At 62.5% G+C, this 22,749-nt stretch carries 17 protein-coding genes and 1 pseudogene; 10 read left to right on the top strand and 8 right to left on the bottom strand.

The window, feature by feature from the left end; all coding sequences use genetic code 11:
- Nucleotides 1-18 precede the first annotated feature (18 nt).
- A pseudogene (locus G5332_RS10590) lies at nucleotides 19-1,109 on the bottom strand (hypothetical protein).
- 167 nt (nucleotides 1,110-1,276) lie between these two features.
- Here G5332_RS10590 and G5332_RS10585 point away from each other — a divergent pair.
- From G5332_RS10585 to dtd, 5 genes are all read left to right on the top strand, one after another.
- Nucleotides 1,277-2,710, top strand: coding sequence for a DUF2867 domain-containing protein (locus tag G5332_RS10585; RefSeq protein ID WP_421259356.1), 1,434 nt, complete (start codon nucleotides 1,277-1,279; stop codon nucleotides 2,708-2,710).
- 169 nt (nucleotides 2,711-2,879) lie between these two features.
- Complete coding sequence (locus G5332_RS10580) at nucleotides 2,880-4,106, top strand: aromatic amino acid transporter (protein WP_323913167.1); 1,227 nt, start codon at nucleotides 2,880-2,882, stop codon at nucleotides 4,104-4,106.
- Between the two features lie 253 nt (nucleotides 4,107-4,359).
- Entirely contained in the window at nucleotides 4,360-5,601 is a 1,242-nt protein-coding gene (locus G5332_RS10575) for a malic enzyme-like NAD(P)-binding protein (RefSeq protein WP_040096481.1), read from the top strand.
- 176 nt (nucleotides 5,602-5,777) lie between these two features.
- On the top strand, nucleotides 5,778-6,650 hold the full coding sequence (locus G5332_RS10570; RefSeq protein ID WP_005340664.1) for a virulence factor BrkB family protein: 873 nt from the start codon (nucleotides 5,778-5,780) through the stop codon (nucleotides 6,648-6,650).
- Between the two features lie 92 nt (nucleotides 6,651-6,742).
- Complete coding sequence (gene dtd, locus G5332_RS10565) at nucleotides 6,743-7,180, top strand: D-aminoacyl-tRNA deacylase (protein WP_033138812.1); 438 nt, start codon at nucleotides 6,743-6,745, stop codon at nucleotides 7,178-7,180.
- On the opposite strand, the gene G5332_RS10560 is transcribed toward dtd, so the two are convergent.
- Nucleotides 7,169-7,849, bottom strand: coding sequence for a spermidine synthase (locus tag G5332_RS10560; protein WP_323913169.1), 681 nt, complete (start codon nucleotides 7,847-7,849; stop codon nucleotides 7,169-7,171). The genes dtd and G5332_RS10560 overlap by 12 nt on opposite strands.
- A gap of 51 nt (nucleotides 7,850-7,900) precedes the next feature.
- On the opposite strand from G5332_RS10560, the gene G5332_RS10555 reads away from it, so the two are divergent.
- A complete protein-coding gene (locus G5332_RS10555) occupies nucleotides 7,901-8,809 on the top strand; it encodes a bifunctional GNAT family N-acetyltransferase/hotdog fold thioesterase (RefSeq protein WP_160882362.1) in 909 nt (302 codons plus the stop codon).
- 78 nt (nucleotides 8,810-8,887) lie between these two features.
- Here G5332_RS10555 and G5332_RS10550 read toward each other — a convergent pair whose 3' ends face one another.
- The 4 genes from G5332_RS10550 to gntU all read right to left on the bottom strand — a co-directional run bounded on the left by G5332_RS10550 (nucleotide 8,888) and on the right by gntU (nucleotide 16,225).
- Entirely contained in the window at nucleotides 8,888-10,981 is a 2,094-nt protein-coding gene (locus tag G5332_RS10550) for an AsmA-like C-terminal region-containing protein (RefSeq protein WP_421311247.1), read from the bottom strand.
- A 143-nt stretch (nucleotides 10,982-11,124) separates the two neighbouring features.
- The gene (gene recG, locus G5332_RS10545; protein WP_421311246.1) at nucleotides 11,125-13,194 is read right to left on the bottom strand and encodes an ATP-dependent DNA helicase RecG; all 2,070 of its coding nucleotides are present in this window, start codon (nucleotides 13,192-13,194) and stop codon (nucleotides 11,125-11,127) included.
- Nucleotides 13,195-13,384: 190 nt separating this feature from the next.
- On the bottom strand, nucleotides 13,385-14,734 hold the full coding sequence (gene pssA, locus G5332_RS10540; protein WP_021230775.1) for a CDP-diacylglycerol--serine O-phosphatidyltransferase: 1,350 nt from the start codon (nucleotides 14,732-14,734) through the stop codon (nucleotides 13,385-13,387).
- A 150-nt stretch (nucleotides 14,735-14,884) separates the two neighbouring features.
- Complete coding sequence (gntU, locus tag G5332_RS10535) at nucleotides 14,885-16,225, bottom strand: gluconate transporter (RefSeq protein WP_005340650.1); 1,341 nt, start codon at nucleotides 16,223-16,225, stop codon at nucleotides 14,885-14,887.
- A gap of 245 nt (nucleotides 16,226-16,470) precedes the next feature.
- Between gntU and G5332_RS10530 the strand changes: the two genes are divergently transcribed.
- The 3 genes from G5332_RS10530 to G5332_RS10520 are packed head-to-tail and all read left to right on the top strand — an operon-like array spanning nucleotide 16,471 to nucleotide 19,424.
- Nucleotides 16,471-16,980 carry a gluconokinase gene (locus G5332_RS10530; protein WP_005340649.1) on the top strand — a complete coding sequence of 170 codons (510 nt, stop codon included), beginning with the start codon at nucleotides 16,471-16,473 and terminating at the stop codon, nucleotides 16,978-16,980.
- On the top strand, nucleotides 16,977-18,773 hold the full coding sequence (gene edd, locus G5332_RS10525; protein ID WP_216952665.1) for a phosphogluconate dehydratase: 1,797 nt from the start codon (nucleotides 16,977-16,979) through the stop codon (nucleotides 18,771-18,773). Before G5332_RS10530 ends, edd begins: the two co-directional genes overlap by 4 nt.
- A gap of 9 nt (nucleotides 18,774-18,782) precedes the next feature.
- Nucleotides 18,783-19,424: a bifunctional 4-hydroxy-2-oxoglutarate aldolase/2-dehydro-3-deoxy-phosphogluconate aldolase gene (locus tag G5332_RS10520; protein ID WP_421311245.1), complete on the top strand. Its 642-nt coding sequence runs from the start codon at nucleotides 18,783-18,785 to the stop codon at nucleotides 19,422-19,424.
- Nucleotides 19,425-19,508: 84 nt separating this feature from the next.
- Here G5332_RS10520 and G5332_RS10515 read toward each other — a convergent pair whose 3' ends face one another.
- Complete coding sequence (locus tag G5332_RS10515) at nucleotides 19,509-20,516, bottom strand: substrate-binding domain-containing protein (protein ID WP_076493932.1); 1,008 nt, start codon at nucleotides 20,514-20,516, stop codon at nucleotides 19,509-19,511.
- Between the two features lie 89 nt (nucleotides 20,517-20,605).
- Between G5332_RS10515 and G5332_RS10510 the strand changes: the two genes are divergently transcribed.
- Nucleotides 20,606-21,256, top strand: coding sequence for a Qnr family pentapeptide repeat protein (locus G5332_RS10510; protein ID WP_421172437.1), 651 nt, complete (start codon nucleotides 20,606-20,608; stop codon nucleotides 21,254-21,256).
- Between the two features lie 133 nt (nucleotides 21,257-21,389).
- On the opposite strand, the gene envC is transcribed toward G5332_RS10510, so the two are convergent.
- Complete coding sequence (gene envC, locus G5332_RS10505) at nucleotides 21,390-22,742, bottom strand: murein hydrolase activator EnvC (protein WP_421172436.1); 1,353 nt, start codon at nucleotides 22,740-22,742, stop codon at nucleotides 21,390-21,392.
- Nucleotides 22,743-22,749 lie beyond the last annotated feature (7 nt).

Here is a 22,749-nt window from a genome sequence, read left to right as displayed (position 1 = left end):
GCCATGCGGGTGCGGGGTTCAGACCCGCAGATCGATCTGCTGCACCCAGCCTCCCTTACCTTGTTCGGTGAGATAGAGGCCGGATTGGCGCAGCACCCCCTGATTGCCGCTCTCCCCCAGATGGTTGAAGGGGGTGTCGAGGGGGCGTAGCAGGATGGCGCCGATCCCCAGCTCCACCAGAGCGATAGGGGCGTGCTCGGGATGCCAGAACTGCAGGGCTGAAAACTGGCTATCCCCCTCATCCAGCACCCCGTTGCCGTCCTCATCCAGGGTTGCCAGCTCGCCGAAGCCATTGCCGGAGCGGGCACCAAACAGCTCGCCGCCATCGTCTATGGTGCCGTTGCCATTGCGATCCAGCGCCACAAAGCCGCTGCCTTCACTCAAGCCCGGCAGGCTATCCTCTTTGCCATCCTGATCAATATCGAAAGTGACCCGTGCCTCGGTCAGATCGGCAATCTTGCCATCCAGACTGAGCACCAGCGGATCCTTCAGGGCATTGAGGGTGGTGCGCCGCTGGCTCACCTCCAGCTGGCGCCAGTCGAGAACAAAGCCGAGATCGAGCTGAATAGTCTGACCATCCTGAGTCGCTACGCTGGCCGATGTCACCACGTTGAGCTGCTCCTGTTGCAGCAGGGTGTCTGTCACCTCCACCAGTTGATCCGGCTCGGCGGCCTGAGCTGCGGCTTCTCCTTGGGTCACCCCTTCGCCCCCCTCTTCGGTGGGTTGATCGGCTTGGGCAGCTCGATTTCGTGGCCCAGCATCGCCTCAATCATCAGCTTGATCAGTCGCTGGCGGTTATCCAGCCCATCGTCGGGAATGCCATCCTGCTCTTTGCCGACGTCCGCTGCGGGCGGGGCGGGAGGTGTTGCTGCTTGCTGACTGGCGGCCGATTGCCTCGCGGTTTGCAGCGTCAGGGCGCTGGTGAGGGTCAGGGTGCTGCTGCGTTCGCTGGCCACTGCCGTGTTGTTGCCTTCCGGTGGATTGACGGCGGGTGGCACTGGCCCAAGATTGCGCACCTTGCGGCTCTGGGCCTGTTGTTGCCGGTATTGCACCTCCCCCTGGAGGTCGTAGTGATCGATGCGCATACGTTCGCCCTCGGCGCTATACATCTGGTCAGTTATCGACCAGCGAATGAGCAGGGCTTAACACCAAATCGGACTAATCAGGGAGGTGGTTAGTACTAGGTTGCAAGGTGGCGGCGTGGCAGGATGATGGGCATGCGGGTGCTGGTCCGTTTGCCCAAGCGCAGGGCGCAACATGTGAAGAGGAAGATAGGATGAGAAATTGTCTGGTGATGGGGGCGGCGGGGTATATCGGTTCCTATCTGGTGCCCCACCTGCAGACCCTCGGCTACAAGGTGATTGCCGGGGCGCGCCGTCCCTGCCGCTTGCCTGAGGGAGTCGAGTTTCGCCTCGCCGACAGCCTCAAGCCGATCACCTTGCTGCCTGCGCTGGCGGGCATAGATACCGTCTTCTATCTGGTGCATGCCATGGGGGCGGGGGCCGATTTTCACCGATTGGAGCAGCAGGGGGTAAAGAACTTCGCTGCCGCCGCCCGTGCTGCCGGGGTGCGCCGTATCATCTATCTCGGGGCAATCCAGCCCGAGCAGTGCAACAGCCGCCATCTCAACTCCCGCCGCCACTGTGGCGAGCTGTTTCGTGACTCCGGTGTGCCGACGGTGGAGCTGCGCGCCGGCATCATCATCGGGCCTGGTTCGGCGGCGTTCGAGGTGATGCGGGATCTGGTGTTCAACCTGCCGATGATGGTGACGCCGAAGTGGGTGCGCTCGCGCACGCCGCCGATTGCGCTGTCAAACCTGCTGCACTATCTGGGCGGGCTGGTAGAGGCCGACGAGGTGGATGGCCGCATCTTCAACGCGGTCGGCCCCGAGCTGCTCAGCTATCAACAGCAGTTGCAGAAGTTCGCCGCCCATATCGGCAAGCGCTGCCCCATCATTCCCATCCCGTTTCTGAGTCCGCGCCTCTCTGCCTGGTGGCTGCAGTTTGTCACCTCGGTGCCGCAGCCGGTGGCCAAGGCGCTGGTGGGGGGTCTCAAGCACGATATCCCGGCCGACGACGGCCCGCTGCGTGCCCTGCTGCCCCAGACTCTGCTCAGTTTCGACGAGGCGCTGGCGGAGAGTCTGGCGCTGGAGCAGAAGCTGGGTGCCGAACAGCAGGGGCAGGAGACGTCGCTCGGCCTGCGCTGGCGCCATCCCGAATATGGTTTCTACGATCGCATCGCCAGCGGCGAGGCCATCTGCCTCGCCTCGCCCGAGGTGGTGTGGCAGGTGTTGCAGCAACTGGGGGGTGAGCAGCGCTACTTCTACATGAACGAGCTGTGGGTGGTGCGCGAATGGATGGATCACCTGATCGGCGGCCCAGCCCGCACCCGTGGCCGCACCAATCCCGATCGCTTCGTGAAGGGGGATATGCTCGACTCCTGGCAGATCCTCGGGGTGGATGAGGGGCGCAGGCTCGATCTCTTGTTCAACATGAAGGCCCCGGGCGTCGGGCGGCTGGAGTTCAACATCCTGCCGGAGGAGTCGGGTCTGACCCGCATCCGGGTCACCGCTCACTGGCACCCGCAGGGCGCCTGGGGGTTGGCCTACTGGCTCGCCATGCTGCCGTTCCACCTCTTTATCTTTCAGGGGATGACCGAGGCCATCGCCCGTCAGGCCGAAGCGAGAGCGGGTATCCCGGTGATGGATTAACCCCTCTTCACACCATCCCCGCTGATAGAGTGCCCCGTTCGGGGCACTTTTTATGCGGCGGCCATGCCCGGTTATGGCAGATAGTGGTAGGCGTCTCATGGCAAAGGCTGGCATCATGCCGCGGTCTTGTTTACCGCGGATAGATAATCAGTCAGAAAAAGAAGGGATTATGAAGAAAAAACCGTCAATTTTGGGGGGCGCCTGCATCATTGCCAGCGTCTGCGTGGGAGCTGGCATGCTCGGTCTGCCGAGTTCGGGGGCGGGGGCCTGGACCCTCTGGTCGGTGCTGGCGCTGACCGTCACCATGGTGATGATGACCCTCTCCGGCTGGATGTTGCTGGAATCCTTCCAGCACCACGATATGCGGGTCTCCTTCAATACCGTGACTCGCGAGCTGCTGGGGGAGAAGCTCAATCTCCTCAACAACCTCTCGGTCTACTTTGTTGGCGGCATTCTGCTCTACGCCTATATCACCTCCTCCGGTGCCATCCTGCAGGGGATACTGGGGATCGACAGCAAGCTTGCATCCGTGCTGTTTGTGGCGCTCTTCTCTGCGGTGGTGTGGCGCTCGACCCGCGCCGTTGACCGCATCTCTGTGGTGCTGATCGCCTTCATGATCCTCAGTTTCGCCCTCGGTGTGGCCGGGCTGCTCGGCAGTATCAAGCTGCCGACCCTGCTCGATCTGGCGGGCAGCGAGAGTCGCTACGCCCCCTATGCGATGGCGATGCTGCCGGTGGCGCTCACCTCGTTCGGCTATCACCACTCGGTTGCCTCCCTGCGTGCCTATTACCAGAATGAGCAGCAGGCCAGATGGGCCATTCTGGGGGGAACCCTGATCGCGCTGGCGCTCTACGTGCTCTGGCTGCTGGGGATCTTCGGCAACCTTCCCCGTCAGGATTTTGCCCCTGTGATTGCCAAGGGAGGTGATGTGAGCGTGCTGCTCTCCGCCCTCTCCGGGGTCATTGAATCGGAGAAGGTGGCCAGCGCCATCAACGGCTTCTCCATGGCGGCGATCCTCTCCTCCTTTATCGGGGTAGGGCTCGGGGTGTTCGACTATCTGGCTGATCTGTTCAAGTTCGACAACAGCCGCGCCGGTCGCTGCAAGACCTGGGCGGTCACCTTCTTGCCGCCGCTGCTGCTCTCCCTGCTCTTCCCGTTCGGCTTCCTGCTGGCCATCGGCTATGCCGGTGCCGCCGCCACCATCTGGACCTGCATCATCCCGGCATTGCTGGTGCTGCGCACCCGGGCGCGGGCCGAGCGGGGCGAGGTGACACCCCACTTCGTTACCCCAGGCGGCAAGCTGATGGCCTGGCTGCTGATCCTGTTCGGATTGGCGACCGCGCTGTTCCACTTCCTGTCGATGGCAAATCTGTTGCCGGTCTATCTGGGCAACTGAGTCAGGTCTACAGCTCTGACACAAAGGGCGGCAAGGCCAACTTGCCGCCCTTTTTGCTCCATTTTTACCCCACACAGCAGGATCTATAACTAAAGTGGTAGGTGTGGCGGGGTAAGGTGCTGAAATAACTGGTCTGATCTGGCTGGCGGCAGCATGATCTGCTGGGCATGCTCAGCGCTTTCTTTTATGATCCCCGCCCTTCTGTGTGCCCCCTGTCGGCACCTCATTTGCACCAACCACATCGGGGTCCCCCATGTCCGATCTGCGTCAAGAAGCACTCGATTACCACGCCCAGCCCGTACCGGGCAAAATTGCCATCGCCCTGACCAAGCCTGCCGAAACCGCCCGTGATCTGGCGCTGGCCTACAGCCCGGGTGTTGCCGAGCCGGTGCGCGAGATCGCCGCCAACCCGGCCGATGCCTATCGCTATACCGGCAAGGGCAATCTGGTGGCCGTCATCTCCAACGGCACCGCCATTCTGGGTCTGGGCAATCTGGGGCCGCTGGCCTCCAAGCCGGTGATGGAGGGCAAGGCCCTGCTGTTCAAGCGCTTCGCCGGCATCGACGCCATCGACATCGAGGTGAAGCACGAGACCAGCCAGCAGTTCATCGACACGGTGGCGGCCATCGCCGATACCTTCGGTGGCATCAATCTGGAAGATATCAAGGCGCCTGAGTGTTTCGAGATTGAAGAGGCGCTGATCGCGCGCTGCGACATTCCGGTGTTCCACGATGACCAGCACGGTACCGCTATCGTCACCGCCGCCGGTCTGCTCAACGCGCTGGAAGTGCAAGGCAAGCAGATCAGTGACAGCCGCATCGTCTGCATGGGGGCGGGGGCTGCCGCCACTGCCTGTATGGATCTGCTGATCAAGTGTGGCGCCAGAGCGCACAACATCTTCATGCTGGATCGTCAGGGGGTGATTCACACCGGCCGCAGCGATCTCAACAAGTACAAGCAGCGTTTCGCCAACGAGACCCCGCTGCGCACTCTGATGGATGTCATCGAAGGGGCGGATGTGTTTGTCGGTGTTTCAGGCCCCGACGTGTTGCCCGCCGAAGCGGTCGCCCTGATGGCGCCCAATCCGGTGATCTTCGCCTGCTCCAACCCGGACCCGGAGATCAAGCCGGCACTGGCCCACGGGGTGCGTAGCGACCTCATCATGGGGACCGGTCGCTCCGACTACCCGAACCAGATCAACAACGTGCTCTGCTTCCCCTTCATCTTCCGCGGTGCGCTCGACGCCCGCGCCAGCCGCATCAACGATGCCATGAAGATTGCCGCGGTCGAGGCGATCCGCGCGCTGGCCAAGGAGCCGGTGCCAGCAGAAGTGCTGACCGCCGCCGGGGTCAGCGAGCTCGCCTTCGGCAAGGATTACGTCATTCCCAAGCCGATGGATGCCCGTCTGCTGCCGCGGGTTGCCCGCGCCGTGGCGCTGGCGGCGGTGGCCTCCGGCGTCGCCCGCATCGAGCTGCCCGCGGACTACATGCTGTAATCCGGCGTTGCAAACGGCCCCATAGCGGGGCCGTTTTTATTTCTGCTTCTGGCGACAGCCAGAGACGCCAGCCAGGTGACAGGTTGGGGCATATGGAGGCAAATCGGGTGCAAAGGTGGTCAAACAGCGCTCTCCTCTGACACAATATTGCCACTATGACGCTAACGAGAATCAAGATGCAGCAGCCTGTCAGTGGCCGTTTGGCCCACGCCCTCTCCTTCTTGCGCCATGATGGTCGCCACTTTGCCCAGTTTGTCTGGGGCCGTTTCCAGCAGGACAGATTGACGGTTACCGCCGGTTATCTGGCCTATGTCACCCTGCTTTCACTGGTGCCGATGATCGCCGTGGTCTTTGGCATGATGTCCGCCTTCCCGGTGTTCCAGAGCCTCAAGCAGGCGATGGAGCAGTTCGTCTACCACAACTTCGTGCCGACCGCGGGCGACATGCTCAAGGAGTACATCGACGGCTTCGTGGCCAATGCCACTAACACCACGGCAGTGGGGATTGGGGCGCTGGTGGTGGTGGCGCTGATGCTGATCTCCGCCATCGACAAGAACCTCAACTACATCTGGCGCTCGACCCAGGGCCGCCCGCTGGCGCAGGCGTTTGCCATGTACTGGATGATCCTGACCCTGGGGCCCGTGCTTATCGGGGCCAGTATCGCCATCTCCTCCTACATCTTCTCGCTGCGGCTGTTTGGCGCCGAGAGCCTGTTCGGCATCGGCTATCTGCTGTTGCGCGGCTTGCCGTTCCTCTTCTCGGTGCTCACCTTCCTGCTGGTCTATACCGTGGTGCCTAACTGCAAGGTGCGGCTGATCCACGCCTTTATCGGCGCACTGGTAGCGGCGACCCTGTTCGAGCTGGCCAAGCGCGGCTTTGCCATCTACATCACCAACTTCCCCTCCTATCAGGCCATCTACGGCGCGCTGGCCACCATCCCGATCCTGTTTGTCTGGGTCTATTTGAGTTGGCTGGTGGTGCTGCTTGGTGCGGAGACTACCGCCTGCCTCGGCGAGTACGAGAAGCCGGCGAGCGAGGAGCTTGGCTAAGCCATCGCCTTGGCCACCGGTTTATTGGTAGCATCGACGACCGCCCCTGCAATCGAGCCGGGGCGGTCGTTCTGTTTTGAGAGGAGAGGGATGTGATTGCACTGATTCAGCGGGTCTCCGAGGCCAGCGTGACCGTCGAGGGGGAAGTGACCGGCGCCATCGGTCAGGGGCTGCTGGTGCTGCTCGGGGTGGAGCAGGGGGATGATGAGGCCAAGGCCGACAAACTGCTGCACAAGGTGAGCGGCTATCGGGTCTTCAGTGACGAGAACGGCAAGATGAACCTCAATGTCAGCCAGATCGGTGGCAGCCTGCTGGTGGTCTCCCAGTTTACCCTGGCGGCCGATACCAAGAGTGGGATGCGCCCGAGCTTCTCCTGCGGTGCCCACCCGAGCGAGGCCGAACGCCTCTATGACTACTTCGTGGCGAAGGCTGCTGCCAGCGGCATCCCGACCGCAACCGGGCGTTTTGCCGCCGACATGAAGGTGGCGCTGGTCAACGACGGCCCGGTTACCTTCTGGCTACAGGTCTGAGGATGCCTGATCCCGCGGTATGACGTGGACGATCACGTTGATAAGCCCCGCAACCGGATAGGGGGTTGCGGGGCCAATCCACTGCTCAATCAGTGTCAGGGCGTGGGTTAGCTCCAGTTCGGTGCGCGGCAGCAGGTTGATCACCAGAGTGCCGCTGAGGCGGGGAGCCAGCGCCCGGTAGAGCCGCTCCTGAAACAGCAGCAGCGGGTTGCCATCCTGACTGAAGAGATCGAGCAGGATGAGGTCGTACTGCTGCTCGCTCTGCTCCAGAAAGGCGAGGGCATCGGCCTGATGGAGTGCCGGAGCAGCGCGTTCATCGCTCTCCTGATGCTGGAAAAACTGCTGATAAACGGTCAGCACCTCTTCGTCGAGGTCGACGCACTCGTGGCGGGCATCGGGCCAGCGTTGGCAGAGATGGCGAGTGAGATCGCCGCCACCCAGCCCCAGTTCTAGGATCTGCCCGGCCTGTTCCGGCAGCAGGCAGGCGATGACCCGTTGATGGGGCAGACAAAGGGTCGCGGGGTCGGCGAGCGACATGGCGGATTGCACCACGCCGTCTATCTCCAGCCAGCGGTGCTGGTCATTTTCCTGTACCGTGAGGCGGCGCTGGGGTTTGACGCTGAGGTGCAACAAGTGATCGGCTTGGTACGCTTGCAGATTGAAGTCCATGAATTTGCACGGCAAGATGGTTTCCGACCAGTGTAACTCAAGGATGAAACTATGTACCGGGTAGTCACCCCTCAAACGGCAGCCGAGCTGGATGCCTACTACCAGTTGCGCTGGGAACTTCTGCGTAAGCCCTTCAATCTGCCGGTCGGTTCCGAGCGGGATGAATACGATACGGTCGCCATTCACCGGCTGATGCTGGCTCCCGATGGTACTCCCATCGCTGTGGGCCGCCTCTTTATCGGCGGTGACGAGGCGCAGATCCGCTTTATGGCGCTGCGTCCCGAATATCGCGGCCAGGGGCTGGGCGCCAAAATGGTGGAGGATCTCGAGGAGCTGGCTCGCAGCGAGAAGGTGAAACGGCTGGTGATGAACGCCCGTCAGGAGGCAGTGGAGTTCTATCGCAAGTGCGGCTTTCTCGAAGTGGGGGGCGGCCCCGTTTCCTTTGGCCGGATTCCCCATCGCCAGATGATCAAATCCCTGAGCCCGTTGCAGACCATCCAGTATCGGCCGGAGTGGTGTCAGGATCTCACCACCCGCTGGTCGCGCGGGGTGCCCATCAGCGAGAAGATGGGGATGCACATCAGCCACTACGATGGCCAGACTTTCCACCTCAAGGCCAATCTGGCGGCCAACTTCAACGTGCATGGCAGCATGTTTGCCGGCAGTGTCTACAGCCAGTGCGTGCTGGCGGGCTGGGGGCTGATCTGGCTGCAGCTTAAAGAGGAGGGGCTGGTGGGCGAGCCGGTGCTGGCCGAGAGCTCCATCAAATATCATGGCCCGGTCGATGAGGAGCCCGAGGCGCGGGTGGCCCGCGAGGGGATGCCCGCCGTGCTGCAGCCGCTCAAACGGGGGGAGCCTGCCACCTTCAGCCTCAAGATCCAGCTGTTCAGCGGCAGCAAGCTGGCGGCTGAGTTCTGCGGCCACTACGTGGTGCAGCCGCCCCGCCGTCCGGGCCAGTAACCGCGTCGTTTCCCCATCAAACAACAAGGCCTCATCATGAGGCCTTGTCTGTTTTTACCCTTGCTGGCTGTCGCTTGTCTACCCGGCTTGGGTCTGCACTTGGGCCTGGTTTTGGGCTTTCGGCGCGGGAGCCGGTCGCCAGAGCGGGGCACTGTTGCCTTGCGGAGGATAGCGTACTCCCACTTCCCAGCCGCAGGCGTCCTGCTTCTGAGGGAAGCTCCAGGCCAGCGTGGGTTCCGTCAACGGCCCGCGCCACTGGCCGAGCAGCTCGGCGCAGCGGTTGCCGTTGAGGATCCCCAGATCCAGCTGCCACTGCTCGTTGACCAGATCGATCCCCCCTTGCAGCGCCAGCAGATGGGTGATGGTGGAGGCGCCAGCCTGCTCGACTTGTAGTTGCCCCTTGTCGATCTTGCCCTGCAGCTTGATGCGGTAGAAGGGGGTGTCACCCTCCTGCATCGCCTGCCACAGCTGTTCCGGCGTCAGGGTGGGCGGGGTCGCGCCCTTGAACCACTCATCCAGCAGCGGATCTATCTTTACCTTGTCCCAGAACGGCTCGTCGGCATCGAGGGCAAAGCTCCCCTGCAGGCTCTGGCGCCACTCGCCCGCCGTTTTGCCATGTTCGGCTTGCAGATCGGCGCTCACGTCCGCCTTGCCGGCAAAGGAGACCGGGGAGTGGAATATCTTGCCCCACTGCACCAGGTCCAGCTTGGTCGCCTGCAGTTGCAGGCGGCTGCTCTGGCCCGGCTCGCGGCCCCACTGGCCACTCAGGCTGAAGGTGCCCTCATCCGGCAGCGAGCTGGTGAGTTTGCCCAGTTGCCAGGAGCTGGGGGTCAGCTCCCCATCCAGCTCGCCGTTACGGGCGCTGAGGCCATCCCACACCAGCTCGAACCATTTGCTCTCGATACGGGCGCGGCCGAGCAGCGGGCCGGGTTGGTTATCGCGCAGGGCGAGATCGCTCAGATAGAGCTGCCAGCCGGTCAGCGACAGGGGCAGGGTATCGTCGAAGGAGAGCACCTTGAGCTTGTCGAACGCCAGCTTGCGGATATCCACCTGCTGCGGGCGCCAGCTCTGCCAATCCTGCCACCAACCCTGCGGCAGGCTGATATCCATGCCGCTCAGCGCCACGTCTTTCAGGGTCAGCTTCTGCTGCTGGGTATCGAGGGATAGCTCGACATTGAACTCCCCTTCATAGGCCTTGCCCTGCAGTTCGCCGTCGATCTGCTGGGGCGAGAAGGCGAGCTTGCCCTTGATCTCCTCCAGCTGGAACAGGCCACGGCCCATGTCGCCCAGGGTGCCGCTCAGATAGCCGGTGGGCTGGTTGCCCGCCTGCCAGTTGAAGGCGGTGAGCTGGCCGCTGAAGTTGTTGAAGGAGAGCTCCTGATTGATGTCGTTGAGGCTGACGCCGTCCAGCTGACCGCGATCCAGCGACACGCTTTGCAACGGGAAGCGCTGCGGGAAGCCTTGCTGTGTCAGATCACCCAGCTCCACCCGCATGCCGCGCGCCTTGAGATCGTGCAGTTGCAGGGTGCGGGCGGGCCAGTCCAGCACCATGCCGGTCTCCAGCAGACCTTCAAACAGGTTGGTCACCAGCTTGTCGGTGCGCAGCACTTCCCCTTCCAGCCGTCCTTGCAGGCTGAGACGGGCGAAGGTGAATTGCGGGGTCTCCAGCTGGCCGATATTGAGGCTCAGGTTGGCCTGTGGCTGCCGTTTCGGGTCGATCAGCTCCCAGTCGCTCAGGGTGGCATTGAGGCCACGCAGGGTCAGCTCGGGGCTCTCCAGACTGAGCCGGTCTATGGTGCTGTCACTGATGGTGAGGGAGTGCACCGGCAGGCTCGGTAGCTGGTTGGGCAGCGGCAGCTTGATGGCGGGACGAATGAGATCGAGGTGGGCGATCCGCACGTCGCGGTTCAGCCAGTCGATGCTCTCGATCTCCAGATAGATCTTGTCGAGGGAGACCGCATCGCCGTAGCGTACCTGCTCTGCCAGCAGGGTGTAGGGGTGAAGCGGGTTGAATACCAGCCGCCCTATGGTGACCGGCACGCCGGTCTGCTGGCTGATCCAGCTGGCGATGGGGCCTTTGGCGCGCTCGGCGTCGAACAGGCCGAGGGCAACCCAGACAAACAGCAGCAGGAAGGCGAAGGTGTAGAGCAGGCCGCGTAGCCAGGAATTCATGGTTGCTTTCCTCCTGTTTTGGGATGTGTTGTCAGGCGTTTGAGTAGTGGTCTCGCAGACCGAGCCAACGGCGAATCAAGGGTTCGACATGGCTTGGATGCCTATCCATGAGGACATGTGTCCATTTTCTGCATCTACCTCGATCAGGCATTGGAATAGTGATCCCGTAAGCCGAGCCAGCGCCGTATCAAGGGTTCGACATGACTCGGATGCTTATCCATGAGGAAGCGCGCCATTTTTTGCACCTGCGGAATAAGCGGCTGATCCCGCACCAGATCGGCGATCTTGAGGTCGGCCAGACCGGTCTGGCGAGTGCCGAGCAGTTCCCCCGGGCCGCGCAGTTCCAGATCGCGCTGGGCGATGAGGAAGCCATCGTTGGTCTCACGCAGCACCCCGAGTCGGCTCTGGGCCGTTTTGGACAAGGGGGCATGATAGAGCAGCACGCAGTGAGAGGCCACCGCACCACGGCCAACCCGGCCGCGCAGCTGGTGCAACTGCGCCAGCCCGAGACGTTCCGGGTTCTCGATGATCATCAGGCTGGCGTTGGGCACATCCACCCCCACCTCGATGACGGTGGTGGCGACCAGCAGTTGCAGTATGCCTGCCTTGAACTCCTCCATCACCCGCTGTTTCTCCACCGGCCGCATCCGGCCGTGTACCAGCCCGATATGCAGACCGGGCAACAGGTTCTGCAGCTCGGCAGCGGTATCCTCGGCGGCCTGACACTCCAGCACCTCCGACTCCTCGATCAGGGTGCAGACCCAGTAGGCCTGCTTGCCCTCGGTGCAGGCGAGCTTGACCCGCTCGATCACATCGCCGCGGCGGCTGTCGGGCAGCGCTACCGTGGTGATGGGGGTACGGCCCGGCGGCAGTTCGTCGATGACCGAGGTGTCGAGGTCGGCATAGGCGGTCATCGCCAGGGTGCGGGGGATCGGGGTGGCGGTCATGATGAGTTGATGGGGATGCACCCCTTCCCGCTCCCCTTTCTCGCGCAGGGCGAGGCGCTGATGCACCCCGAATCTGTGCTGTTCATCGATGATGACCAGCGCCAGACGCTGGAACACCACCTGCTCCTGAAAGATGGCGTGGGTGCCCACCACCATCTTGACGCTGCCATCGGCGATGGCGGCCAGCGACTCTTCCCGCGCCTTGCCTTTCTGTTTGCCCGCCAGCCAGCCGACTCCGATGCCGAGCGGCTCCAGCCACTTGGCGAAGTTGATGGCGTGCTGTTCTGCCAGCAGCTCGGTCGGCGCCATCAAGCCCACCTGACAGCCGTTGCCGATAGCCTGCAGGGCAGCGAGTGCCGCGACCAGCGTCTTGCCGGAGCCCACATCCCCCTGCACCAGCCGCATCATGGGGTGGCTCTGTTGCAGATCCTTACTTATCTCGGCCACCACCCGGCTCTGGGCGCCGGTGGGCTTGAACGGCAGGGCGCCGAGCAGTTGTTCAACCAGTTCGGGCGCCGGTTTAAGGGCGCGAGCCAGCTGGGTTTGTGCCTGAGCACGCACCTTGAGTACCGAGAGGTTGTGCGCCAGCAGCTCCTCCAGTACCAGTCGCTGCTGGGCCGGATGCTGGCCGCTTTCCAGCAGCGGCAGCGCCACCGAGGGAGGCGGGCGGTGCAGCAGCTTCAGGGCGGCGGCCAGCTCAATCTGATGGGGATAGAGTCCGGCGGGCAGCAGCTCCTCCACGCCATAGAGATCGAGCTGGGCCAGCGCCTGATCGGTGAGGTTGCGCAGGGTGAGCTGGCGCAGCCCTTCGGTAGTCGGGTAGACGGGGGTGAGCGCCTCTTCGGTCTGACCGGCTTGCTCCTCGCCGAGCAGCTTGTACTCGGGGTGGGCCATCTCCAACCCGTATTTGCCGGGGCGCACCTCGCCAAAGCAGCGGATCAGGCGGCCTGCCGCCAGACTGTTTTTCTGGGCGGCGGTGAAGTTGAAGAAGCGCAGGGTGAGGGTGCCGGTGCCATCGCTGATGCGACAGACCATCATGCGGCGGCGCCCCATCACCAGCTGAGTGTCCTGGATTTCGCCCTCGACGGCGCCGTGCAGGCCGGGCGGCAGATCGCCGATGGGCCACACCTGGGTGCGGTCCTCGTAGCGCAGGGGAAGGTGGAACAGCAGATCCTGTACCGTGGCCAGCCCCAGCCGCTCGAGCTTCTCCAGCATCTTGCTGCCGACACCCTTGAGGCTATCGAGAGGAATTTTATCCAATTTCATCAATTAGATGCCCGAAAACACTGTAAATATGTCCAGATGATAGGGGTTGTTGAGGGGCCGATGCAAGCCGAGTTGCTGCTGGCAGGGCCGTCAAGGCGGGGGAAACGGCGGATATAACAAAGGCCTGCCGAAAACGGGAGGCCTTTGTGTGGTTGCCAACAGGCAAGGTGCGGGCGCATGGCGCCCAGGGTCAGATAATCCGCTTGAGCAGCAGATGGGCCTTGACCCGGTGGATCCGTCCCAGCAGCTTGCGCACCTGTTCCGGGTAGTCCTGGATCTGCTCAACCTGATCGAAGTGGCTGATCCGCTTGGTGTTGGTCAGGATGTTCTCCCGCTCCGCGTTGAACTGGGGACGCAGCAGGTGGCGACGATCGTGTACCAGCAGGCCGTTCTCCAGATCCAGCGCCCAGGCGCGCGGGTTGAGGTTGTTGCCGGTGAGCAGGGCCCACTCGTCATCCACGAAGATCCCCTTGAGATGGTAGGAGTTGCGCTCGCAACACCAGAGCATCAGGTTGAGGCGACCGTCGTCGATGTGGCGCTGGTTGCGCTCGGCAAACTTGCGCAGGTTGGTCTCGTAGAGATAGGGCAGGCCACCGATGGTGGAGAACTTCTCTTCCGGCGGAATGAAGAAGTCGTTGGCGGTCTTGTCGCCCACTACGATGGTGACTTTGCAACCGCGCTGCAGCAGATCCTCGATATCCTTGCTCAACTCCTTGGGCGGGTTGAAGTAAGGGGTGCAGATGAAGATCTCCCGCTCGGTGGCACGCACCAGATTGCGGATCATCAGGTTGAGCTGATTGTTGCGCTTGCCCAGACCCACCATGGGGGTGACGGCCACCTCCTGGGTGTTGACCGGCATGGTGCTGAAACGGTACTGGCTCTGGCGCAGGCTCTGCTTGAAGCGGCGGATCGGCCCCTTCAGCTGCTTGGCGCTGGGGATATCGCTGTGATCCAGCCGCTGCACCGCGTCGCTCTTCACGAACAGGTCATCCACATAGTTGACCATGCTGCGGGCCAGCTCCGGGCTGGTGATCTGGTGATAGCGATCGAAGCGGTAGCGATCTTGCTGGTGCAGGTAGATGTCGTTGAGGCTGGCACCGGAGTAGAGCACCACATCATCGAAGATGAAGCCCTTGAGGTGGAGCACGCCGAGCAGCTCACGCCCCTTGACCGGCACGCCGTAGATTTCGATCTGGTGCTCGTGTTCGGCAGCCATGGCCTGATACATCAGGTGGTTGCCGCCCTGCTTGCCCTTGCCGATCAGGCCGCGCTGGGCACGGTGGAAGTCGACAAATAGCTTGATGTCGAGGGCCGGATTGCGCTGCTTGGCGGCGTAGAGGGCGGAGAGGATCTCCCGGCCTGCTTCGTCATCCTGCAGATAGAGCGCGACCAGATAGATGCGCCGGGTGGCACTGGCGATAAGCGCAAGAATGCGGCGTTTGAAATCTTGGGCGCTATAGAGCACTTCAAACTGATCCGCTGCGACGGCGATCTGGGGCAGGCGCGCCAGCAGTTGTCGATAATGGGCCGATGAATGCATAGATAAACCTGAAATCACGGGGTTAAGCGTTCCACTCGGAGCGATGAATAGGCGATTCTAGCAATCTCGCCCTCTCAGCCAAAGAAAGAATCATCAGAAAGATGAAAAAGGCCTCACGAGTGAGGCCTTTTTGTCAGCATTTTGCCCCTGTCAGAGGAAGCTGTAGATGATCATCGCCATCACGCCGCCAGTGGTGCCGATGATGGTCTCCATCACGGTCCAGGTCTGCAGAGTCTGCTTCTCGGTGAGGCCGAGGTAGCGGTTCGCCAGCCAGAAACCGGAGTCGTTGACGTGGGAGAGCACGATGGCACCGCCGCCGATGGCGATGGTGACGGCCGCCAGCTGGGCGCCATTCAGGCCGAGCGGCTCCAGCATCGGCAGCACCAGACCGCAGGCGGTCAGCATGGCGACGGTGGCAGAGCCCTGAATCACCCGCACCGCAGCGGCCAGAATGAAGGCCAGCGCGACGATGGGCAGACCGGAGTCGGCCAGCATGTTGCCAAGGGCGGCACCCACGCCGGAATCAACCAGCACCTGCTTGAACACGCCACCGGCACCGGTCACCAGAATGATGACGCCCGCTGGCTGGATGGCGCTGTTGCAGACGCTCATCACCTCGTCACGGGACATGCCGCGGCGAATGCCCAGCAGATAGAAGGCGGCCAGACAGGCGACCATGATGGCGGTGAAGGGGTGACCGATGAACTCCAGCCAGTTGTGCAAGGTGGAGCCCGCCTCGACGAAGCGACCGACGATGGTCTTGAGGCCGATCAGCAGCAGCGGCAGACCGATGAGGCCCATGGCCAGCCCGAAGGAGGGCAGGGATTTGCTGTCATCGTGGACGCTGTTCTGGGCATCGGCAGGCAGCGGCACATCGACGATCTTGCTGATGAAGTCACCGAACAGCGGGCCTGCCAGGATCAGCGCCGGTACGGCGGCGATCAGGCCGAACAGGATCATGTAGCCGAAGTCGGCACCCAGCTGGGAAGCGACCAGGATCGGGCCCGGCGCCGGAATAAGGAAGGCCTGGCAAGTGGCGATACCCGCCAGCAGGGCGATACCGATCTTCACCACGCTGCCGCCGCCACGACGGACGATGGCGAAGGCGACGCCGATCAGCAGCACCACGGCCACGTCAAAGAAGAGCGGCAGGGCGCAGACAAAGCCGGTCAGGGCCATGGCCCAGTTGGCGCGCTTGACGCCGAACTTGCCGAGCAGGGTGTGAGCCACCCGGTCGAGGGCTCCGGTCACTTCCATCACCTTGCCAAACATGGCACCCAGCGCCACCACTACCGCGACGAAACCGAGGGTGCCACCCATCCCTTTCTGGATGGTGGCGGCGATGTCGGCCGGGTTCATGCCAGCGGCGAGACCCGCCACCATGGAGACCAGAATGAGGGAGACGACGGCGTGGAGACGGGCCTTCATCACCAGGAAGAGCAGCAGCACAATCGAGCCGGCGGCTGTCATGATCAGGGAGAGGTCAGACATTGTTATGCGTTCCTTTTTCCAAGTTCAGTCGTGACACCTTGCCGATCCGTCGGCAAACCATATCTTTATGATTTATTTAGATTTATGGCAAGGGCTCAACATCATATGCCCAGGTGACTATGGGTTTGCTCAGTCTGTGGCAGACTTCACATTTTCAATCGTTACCGGTAACATGTTACCGGTAACGTGTTAGATTAGAACCCATCAACAGCTGGTTTTTTGAAAAGTGGGACAGAGGTCAAATTATGGCGGGTAAGTGCATTATCGTGATGGGTGTATGTGGTAGCGGCAAATCCAGCGTGGGTCTGAAAGTGGCCGAAGCGCTGGGCGCCAAGTTCATCGATGGTGATGACCTGCACCCCAAGGCCAACATCCAGAAGATGGCTGGCGGCAACCCCCTCAACGATGAGGATCGTGCCCCCTGGCTGGAGCGGATCCGTGACGCCGCCTACAGTCTCGAGCAGAAGAACGAGACCGGCATCATTGTCTGTTCCGCCCTCAAAAAGAAGTACCGCGACCAGATCCGCGAAGGCAACGAGTCGGTCAGCTTCATCTTCCTCGATGGCAGCCAGCCGCTGATCCTCGAGCGGATGCGTGCCCGCAAGGGCCACTTCATGCGCGAAAGCATGGTACAAAGTCAGTTCGATACTCTGGAGCGCCCGGATGGCGAAGCCGGTGTATTCCACATTGATATCGACGGCACCTTCGAACAGGTGGTTGACCGCGCCGTCACAGCATTGGAGCAAGCCCAGTGATTCATAAGGTAATTTCCGACGTCACTGCCCGCATTCGCGAGCGCAGTGCCGCCCGCCGTCAGGCCTTTATGGCCCGCATCCAGCGTCAGGCCGAGCAGGGCAAGACCCGCGCCGCACTGGCCTGCGGCAACCTGGCCCACGCCGTGGCCGCCTGCAGCAGTGACGAGAAGGGGCGCATTCTCGATATGACCCGCGCCAACGTCGGCATCGTCACCGCCTACAACGACATGCTGAGTGCCCATCAGCCCTATCAGGGCTATCCGGATATCATCAAGGGCGCGCTGGCCGAACTGGGCCACAGTGCTCAGGTTGCCGGTGGCGTGCCCGCCATGTGCGACGGCGTGACTCAGGGTCAGCCGGGGATGGACATGTCCCTCTTCTCCCGCGACCTGATCGCTCAGGCAACCGCGCTGTCGCTCTCTCACAACACCTTCGATGCCACCCTGCTGCTCGGCATCTGCGACAAGATAGCTCCGGGCCAGATCATGGGGGCCCTCTCCCACGCTCACCTGCCGACGGCATTTGTTCCTGCCGGCCCGATGGCGAGCGGCATCAGCAACGACGAGAAGGTGAAGGTGCGTCAGAAGTACGCCGCCGGTGAAGTGGGTCGCGATGCTCTGCTGGAGATGGAGTGCGGCGCCTACCACGCGGCAGGCACCTGCACCTTCTACGGCACCGCCAACACCAACCAGCTGGTGTTCGAGGCCATGGGCCTGATGCTGCCGGGCTCCGCCTTTGTGCACCCGCATAGCGAGCTGCGCCGCGCCCTGACCGCTGAAGCGGCCCGCCGCATCAGCGCCATGATCCCGGGTTCCCCGGCCTATCGCCCGCTGAGCGAGGTGCTGGATGAGCGCTCGCTGGTCAACGGTCTGGTGGCCCTGCTCGCTTCTGGCGGCAGCACCAACCACAGCATCCACATGGTGGCGCTGGCCCGCGCGGCCGGTCTGGTACTGACCTGGGATGACATCAGCGATCTCTCCGACGTGGTGCCGCTGCTGGTTCGCATGTACCCGAACGGCCCGGCCGACGTCAACGCCTTCGAACAGGCAGGCGGCGTGCCCGGCCTGATGCGCCGTCTGGCGCAAGAGGGGCTGATCCACATGGACGCCACTCCGGTCTTTGGCGAGATGCAGGATTACCTCAGCCGCCCGGCACTGGTCGATGGCCAGCTGGTATGGCAGCCGGTGGGCGAGAGCGGCGATGCGAGCGTGCTTTCACCTTCCGGCAGCGTGTTCCAGGCCACTGGCGGCACCAAGCTGCTGGCGGGCAATCTGGGTCGTGCCGTGGTCAAGGTCTCAGCTGTGGCTCCCGAGTATCGGGTGATTGAAGCGCCGGCGCGGGTCTTCTCCTCCCAGCATGCGGTGGAAGCGGCCTACAAGGCGGGCGATCTCAATCAGGACGCCGTGATCGTGGTGCGCCACAATGGCCCGGCCGCCAACGGCATGCCGGAGCTGCACAAGCTGATGCCGGTGCTCGGCAACCTGCAGAAGGCGGGTTACAAGGTGGCGCTGGTCACCGACGGCCGTCTCTCCGGTGCTTCCGGCAAGATCCCGGCCGCCATCCACGTCACTCCGGAAGCGCTGCACGGCGGGGCCATCGGCTTGCTGGCTGACGGCGACCTGCTGCGGGTTGACGCGGTAAACGGCAGCCTCGACTGCCTGACCGATTTGAGTGGCCGTACCCAGGCCGAGATTGACCTCACTCTGGAACAAGAGGGGTGGGGCCGTGAACTGTTCAGCGTGATGCGTCGCGCGGTATCGAGCGCCGAGTGTGGCGCTACCATCTTTGACTAAGGAAGAGCTATGCAGAACTGGAAAGTGACCCCGGCCGAGGTGTTTGCTGCCTCCCCGCTGGTACCCGTGATGGTTATCAACGAGCTGGATCAGGCCCTGCCGATGGCCAAGGCGCTGCTCGACGGCGGCATCTCCGTCTTCGAAATCACCCTGCGCACCCCGGTGGCGCTCGACGCTATCGCCCTCATTGCCAGGGCGATGCCGGATGCCATGGTCGGTGCCGGTACCGTGCTCAACTGCGAGCAGTTTGATGCTGCCGTTGCCGCCGGTGCCCGCTTCGTCATCTCCCCGGGGATGACTCCGGCCCTGCTGGCCCACGCGGCCAAGAGCACTGCGCCGCTGATCCCGGGTGTGGCTACCCCGTCCGAGGTGATGCAGGCGCTGGAAGCGGGCTACGACCACCTGAAGTTCTTCCCGGCCGAAGCGAACGGCGGCACCAAGGCACTCTCCGCCATTGCCGCGCCGCTGCCCCAGGTGAAGTTCTGCCCGACCGGCGGTATCGGCCCGAAAAACGTGGCCGACTATCTGGCGCTCAAGTGCGTGGCCACCGTCGGCGGCTCCTGGATGCTGCCGGCCGATGCGGTCAAGAGCGGCAACTGGGAAGAGGTGACTCGCCTCTCTCGCGAAGCGGTTGAGTTGGTAAAACGCTAAGCGTCAGTTGTGCAGAAAACCAAACAGGCCACCCTCGGGTGGCCTGTTTGTTATCAGCGTGACTTAAGTGGGTGAGGGAAGGGATTACCCAAGACTCTCCCCGACATAGAGGGAGAAGCCGATATCCTTGCGGGTATCGGGTTGGGATTGGCCGTTGAGACGCGCCAGCAGCATGGTGGCCGCCTCCCGACCGATCGCTTCCCGCGGGGTGGCGATACTGGCCAGTTTGGGGGTCATGGCGTGGCCGATGTCGAGAGCGTTGCAACCGGCGATGGCGATCTGCTGGGGCACCGGGATCCACTTGGCCTGACACTGTAGCAGGGCGCCCACCGCTAGGTCATCGTTGGTGCAGAACAGGCCGTCGAGGTCGGGATAGCGCACCAGCGCCTGATCCAGCAGCTCGCCCCCCAGAGTGAAGCTGGAGGATTGTTCGGTCAGCAGATGCTGGCCGGTGAGGCCGAAGTCGGTCATCGCCTGATAGTAACCCTCCATCCGCAGCTGGGTGCGCACGTCGAGCCGCGCCCCCAGATAGACCACCTTGCGTCGGCCCCGGCGCAGCATCTCTGTTACCATGGCCCGGGCTGCGGCTCTATGATCCATGCCGACCACCATGTCGATGGGGGTTTGCGGCAGGTCCATGGTCTCCACCACCGGAATGCCGGCGGTGGCGATCATCTTGCGGGTGCGTTCGGTGTGCTGGCTGTCGGAGAGGATCAGCCCATCCACGTGATAGGAGAGCAGGGACGCGACTTGCTCCTCCTCCCGCTCCGGACTGTAGCCGTAGTGGGCCAGCAGGGTCTGGTAACCGGCCGGTCGGGTCACCGACTCGATGCCATGGATCACCGCCGAGAAGACCTGGTTGGAGAGGGAGGGGATCAGGATGCCGATCGCCTTGCTGGTCGCGTTGGAGAGAATGTCCGGCGCCCGGTTGGGGATATAGCCCAGCTCTTCCACCACAGCCGCGATCCGCTCGCGGGTCCCCTCCGCCACGGTCTGCGGGTCGCGCAGATAGCGGCTGACAGTCATCTTGGTCACGCCGGTCTGGTCGGCGATATCTTGCAGGGTGGGGCGGCGCTTGCGGGTGGGGCTCATAGGGGTGTCCAGCGTGGATGTTACATGTAACATTACCGTTTTTGGCGGATAAAGTCAGCATATGAAGCCGTTTTTGCAGGAGTTTTCCGATGATCAGAGGCAAGCAGTTAGTGGATGTCCGGTTCGAGCAACAGGATGTGGAGGGGGAGCAGTTCTCGGAGTGCCGCTTTATCGGATGCAACTTCTCCTGGCTGGATTTGAGCGATAGCCGCTTCATTGACTGCAGCTTCTACGATCGGGAGAGTGAACGGGGCTGTCTGTTGCAGGGTTGCGATCTGCGCGAGGCCAGCTTTCTACGCTGCGATCTCACCATGGCCGATTGCAGCCGCAGCCAGTGTCTGGGGTTGGAGATGCGCGACTGTCAGGCGGTCGGTATCAACTTCAGCCATGCCAGCTTCGCCAACCAGATCACCGCCAAAAGCTACTTCTGCGAGGCCCATCTGACCGGCAACAACTTCAGCTACGCCAGCTTCGAGGGCTGCCTGCTGGAGAAGTGCGAGCTGACCGGCAACCGTTGGCAGGGGGCCAACCTGTTTGGTGCCTCGCTGGCGGGTTCCGATCTTAGCGGCTCTGAGTTTGGCCAGATTGACTGGACCAGCTTCAAGCTGCAGGGCTGCGATCTGCGCCAGTGCGATCTGCCGGGGCTGGATCTGCGCCGGGTCGATCTGCAAGGGGTGCAGATCAACGAGGATCAGCAGCAGACCTTGCTGGAGCAGATCGGTCTGGTTGTCTTCTCCTGAGCCGAGCGAAAAATTAGGTAATTTTTCATCAAATGGGAGCGACAGCGGGTTGCTGTACTCCTGAAACGACAAAAGCCTGCGTGATGCAGGCTTTTGCTAGTGAGCGTGTGATGCGTTTGTCGGCCGGGTTGACTCAACCCTTGGCCAGCCATTTGGTTGGGTTGATGGCCTCGCCCTGATAGCGAATTTCGAAGTAGAGGCCCGGTCTGTCCTGGCCACCACTGTCACCAACCAGTGCCACTGGTTCACCCTGTTCCACATTCTGGCCAACCTGACGCAGCAGCGACTGATTGTGACCGTAGAGGCTCATGTAGCCCTTACCGTGATCGATTACCAGCAGCATACCGAAGCCGTCGAGCCAGTCGGCGTAAACCACTTGTCCCGGTGCGACCGCCTTTACCTGGGTTCCTTCGCTGGCGCCGATCAGGGTGCCTTTCCACTTGAGCTGGGCGGTGCGCGGCGAGCCGTAGGCGATGAGGATCGGCCCCTGTACCGGCCAGCGCAGGCTGCCATTGGTCTTGAGCCCGCTGTAGTAACCTGCGGTCCCAATCCCAGAGCCTCGCTCCGGTTTGGTACTGGACATCTCTTCGACCGGTTCTGCCGGTTTGACGGTTTTGTTCTGCTGGGCGGCAAGTCGTTGTTGCTCGGCGCGGCGCTGCTCGGCCAGCTTGCGCTGACGCTCCTGTTCCGCTTTCAGCTTGGCCAGCCGTTCCCGTTCGGCCCGTTCGCGGCGCTCCTGCTCTTCCCGCTGGCGGCGCAGCTCTTCCAGCCGGGCTTTCAGCGCTTTCTCCGCTTTGACCAGCTTGGTGAGCTTCTGCTCGTCATCCTGTACCGACTGCTGCAACTGGTTGCGCACCTTGGCCCGGCTCTGCTGGCTGGCCAGCAGGGTCTGGTGATGCTCCTGCTGTTCGGCAAGCAGGGTCTGCAGTCTGGTTTCGGTCTCTTTGGTTGCCTGCTGGTTTTTCGCCAGCTTGTCGCGGGTGACGCGCAGGGCGTCGATGGCCTCGATGCGGGCCTTGTTGAGGTAGTCGTAGTAGTCGAGTGAGCGGCTCAGTTTGGCCGGATCCTGCTGATTGAGCAGCAGTTTGAGGTAGTCGTGGTTGCCCGCCTGAAAGGCGCTCTCCGCCTGTTTGGCCAGCAACTGCTTTTGATGTTTGGCTTGAACTTCCAGCGCGAGCTTGTCTTTTTGCAGGGTCGCCAGCGTCTGCTGGTTCTGCTTCAACTGCTGCCTGGTCTGGTTGAGTTTGGCGGCGGCGGCCGAGATGGCCTGCTCGTCAGCCTTGAGCTGGGTATTGAGCTTGGCAAGCTCCTGCTTGCTGAGCTTGATGGTCTTCTGTTGCTCTTTGATCTGGGACTGCATGGTCCCCAGCTGCTGATTGGCGGCCAAAGCCGGTTTGCTGGCGCCAAACGACAGGCAAAAAAACAGCGCGCCGGCCAACAGGCCGACGCGACTGGTTTTCTGTGAAATAACTTCGCATCCCCGCATGGGGAAG

Source organism: Aeromonas sp. 603757 (assembly GCF_049171255.1).
GTDB classification, from domain to species: Bacteria; Pseudomonadota; Gammaproteobacteria; order Enterobacterales; family Aeromonadaceae; genus Aeromonas; species Aeromonas veronii_A.
The sequence above is the reverse complement of the archived record's forward strand: the minus strand, read 5'-3'. Positions and strand labels throughout refer to the sequence as shown.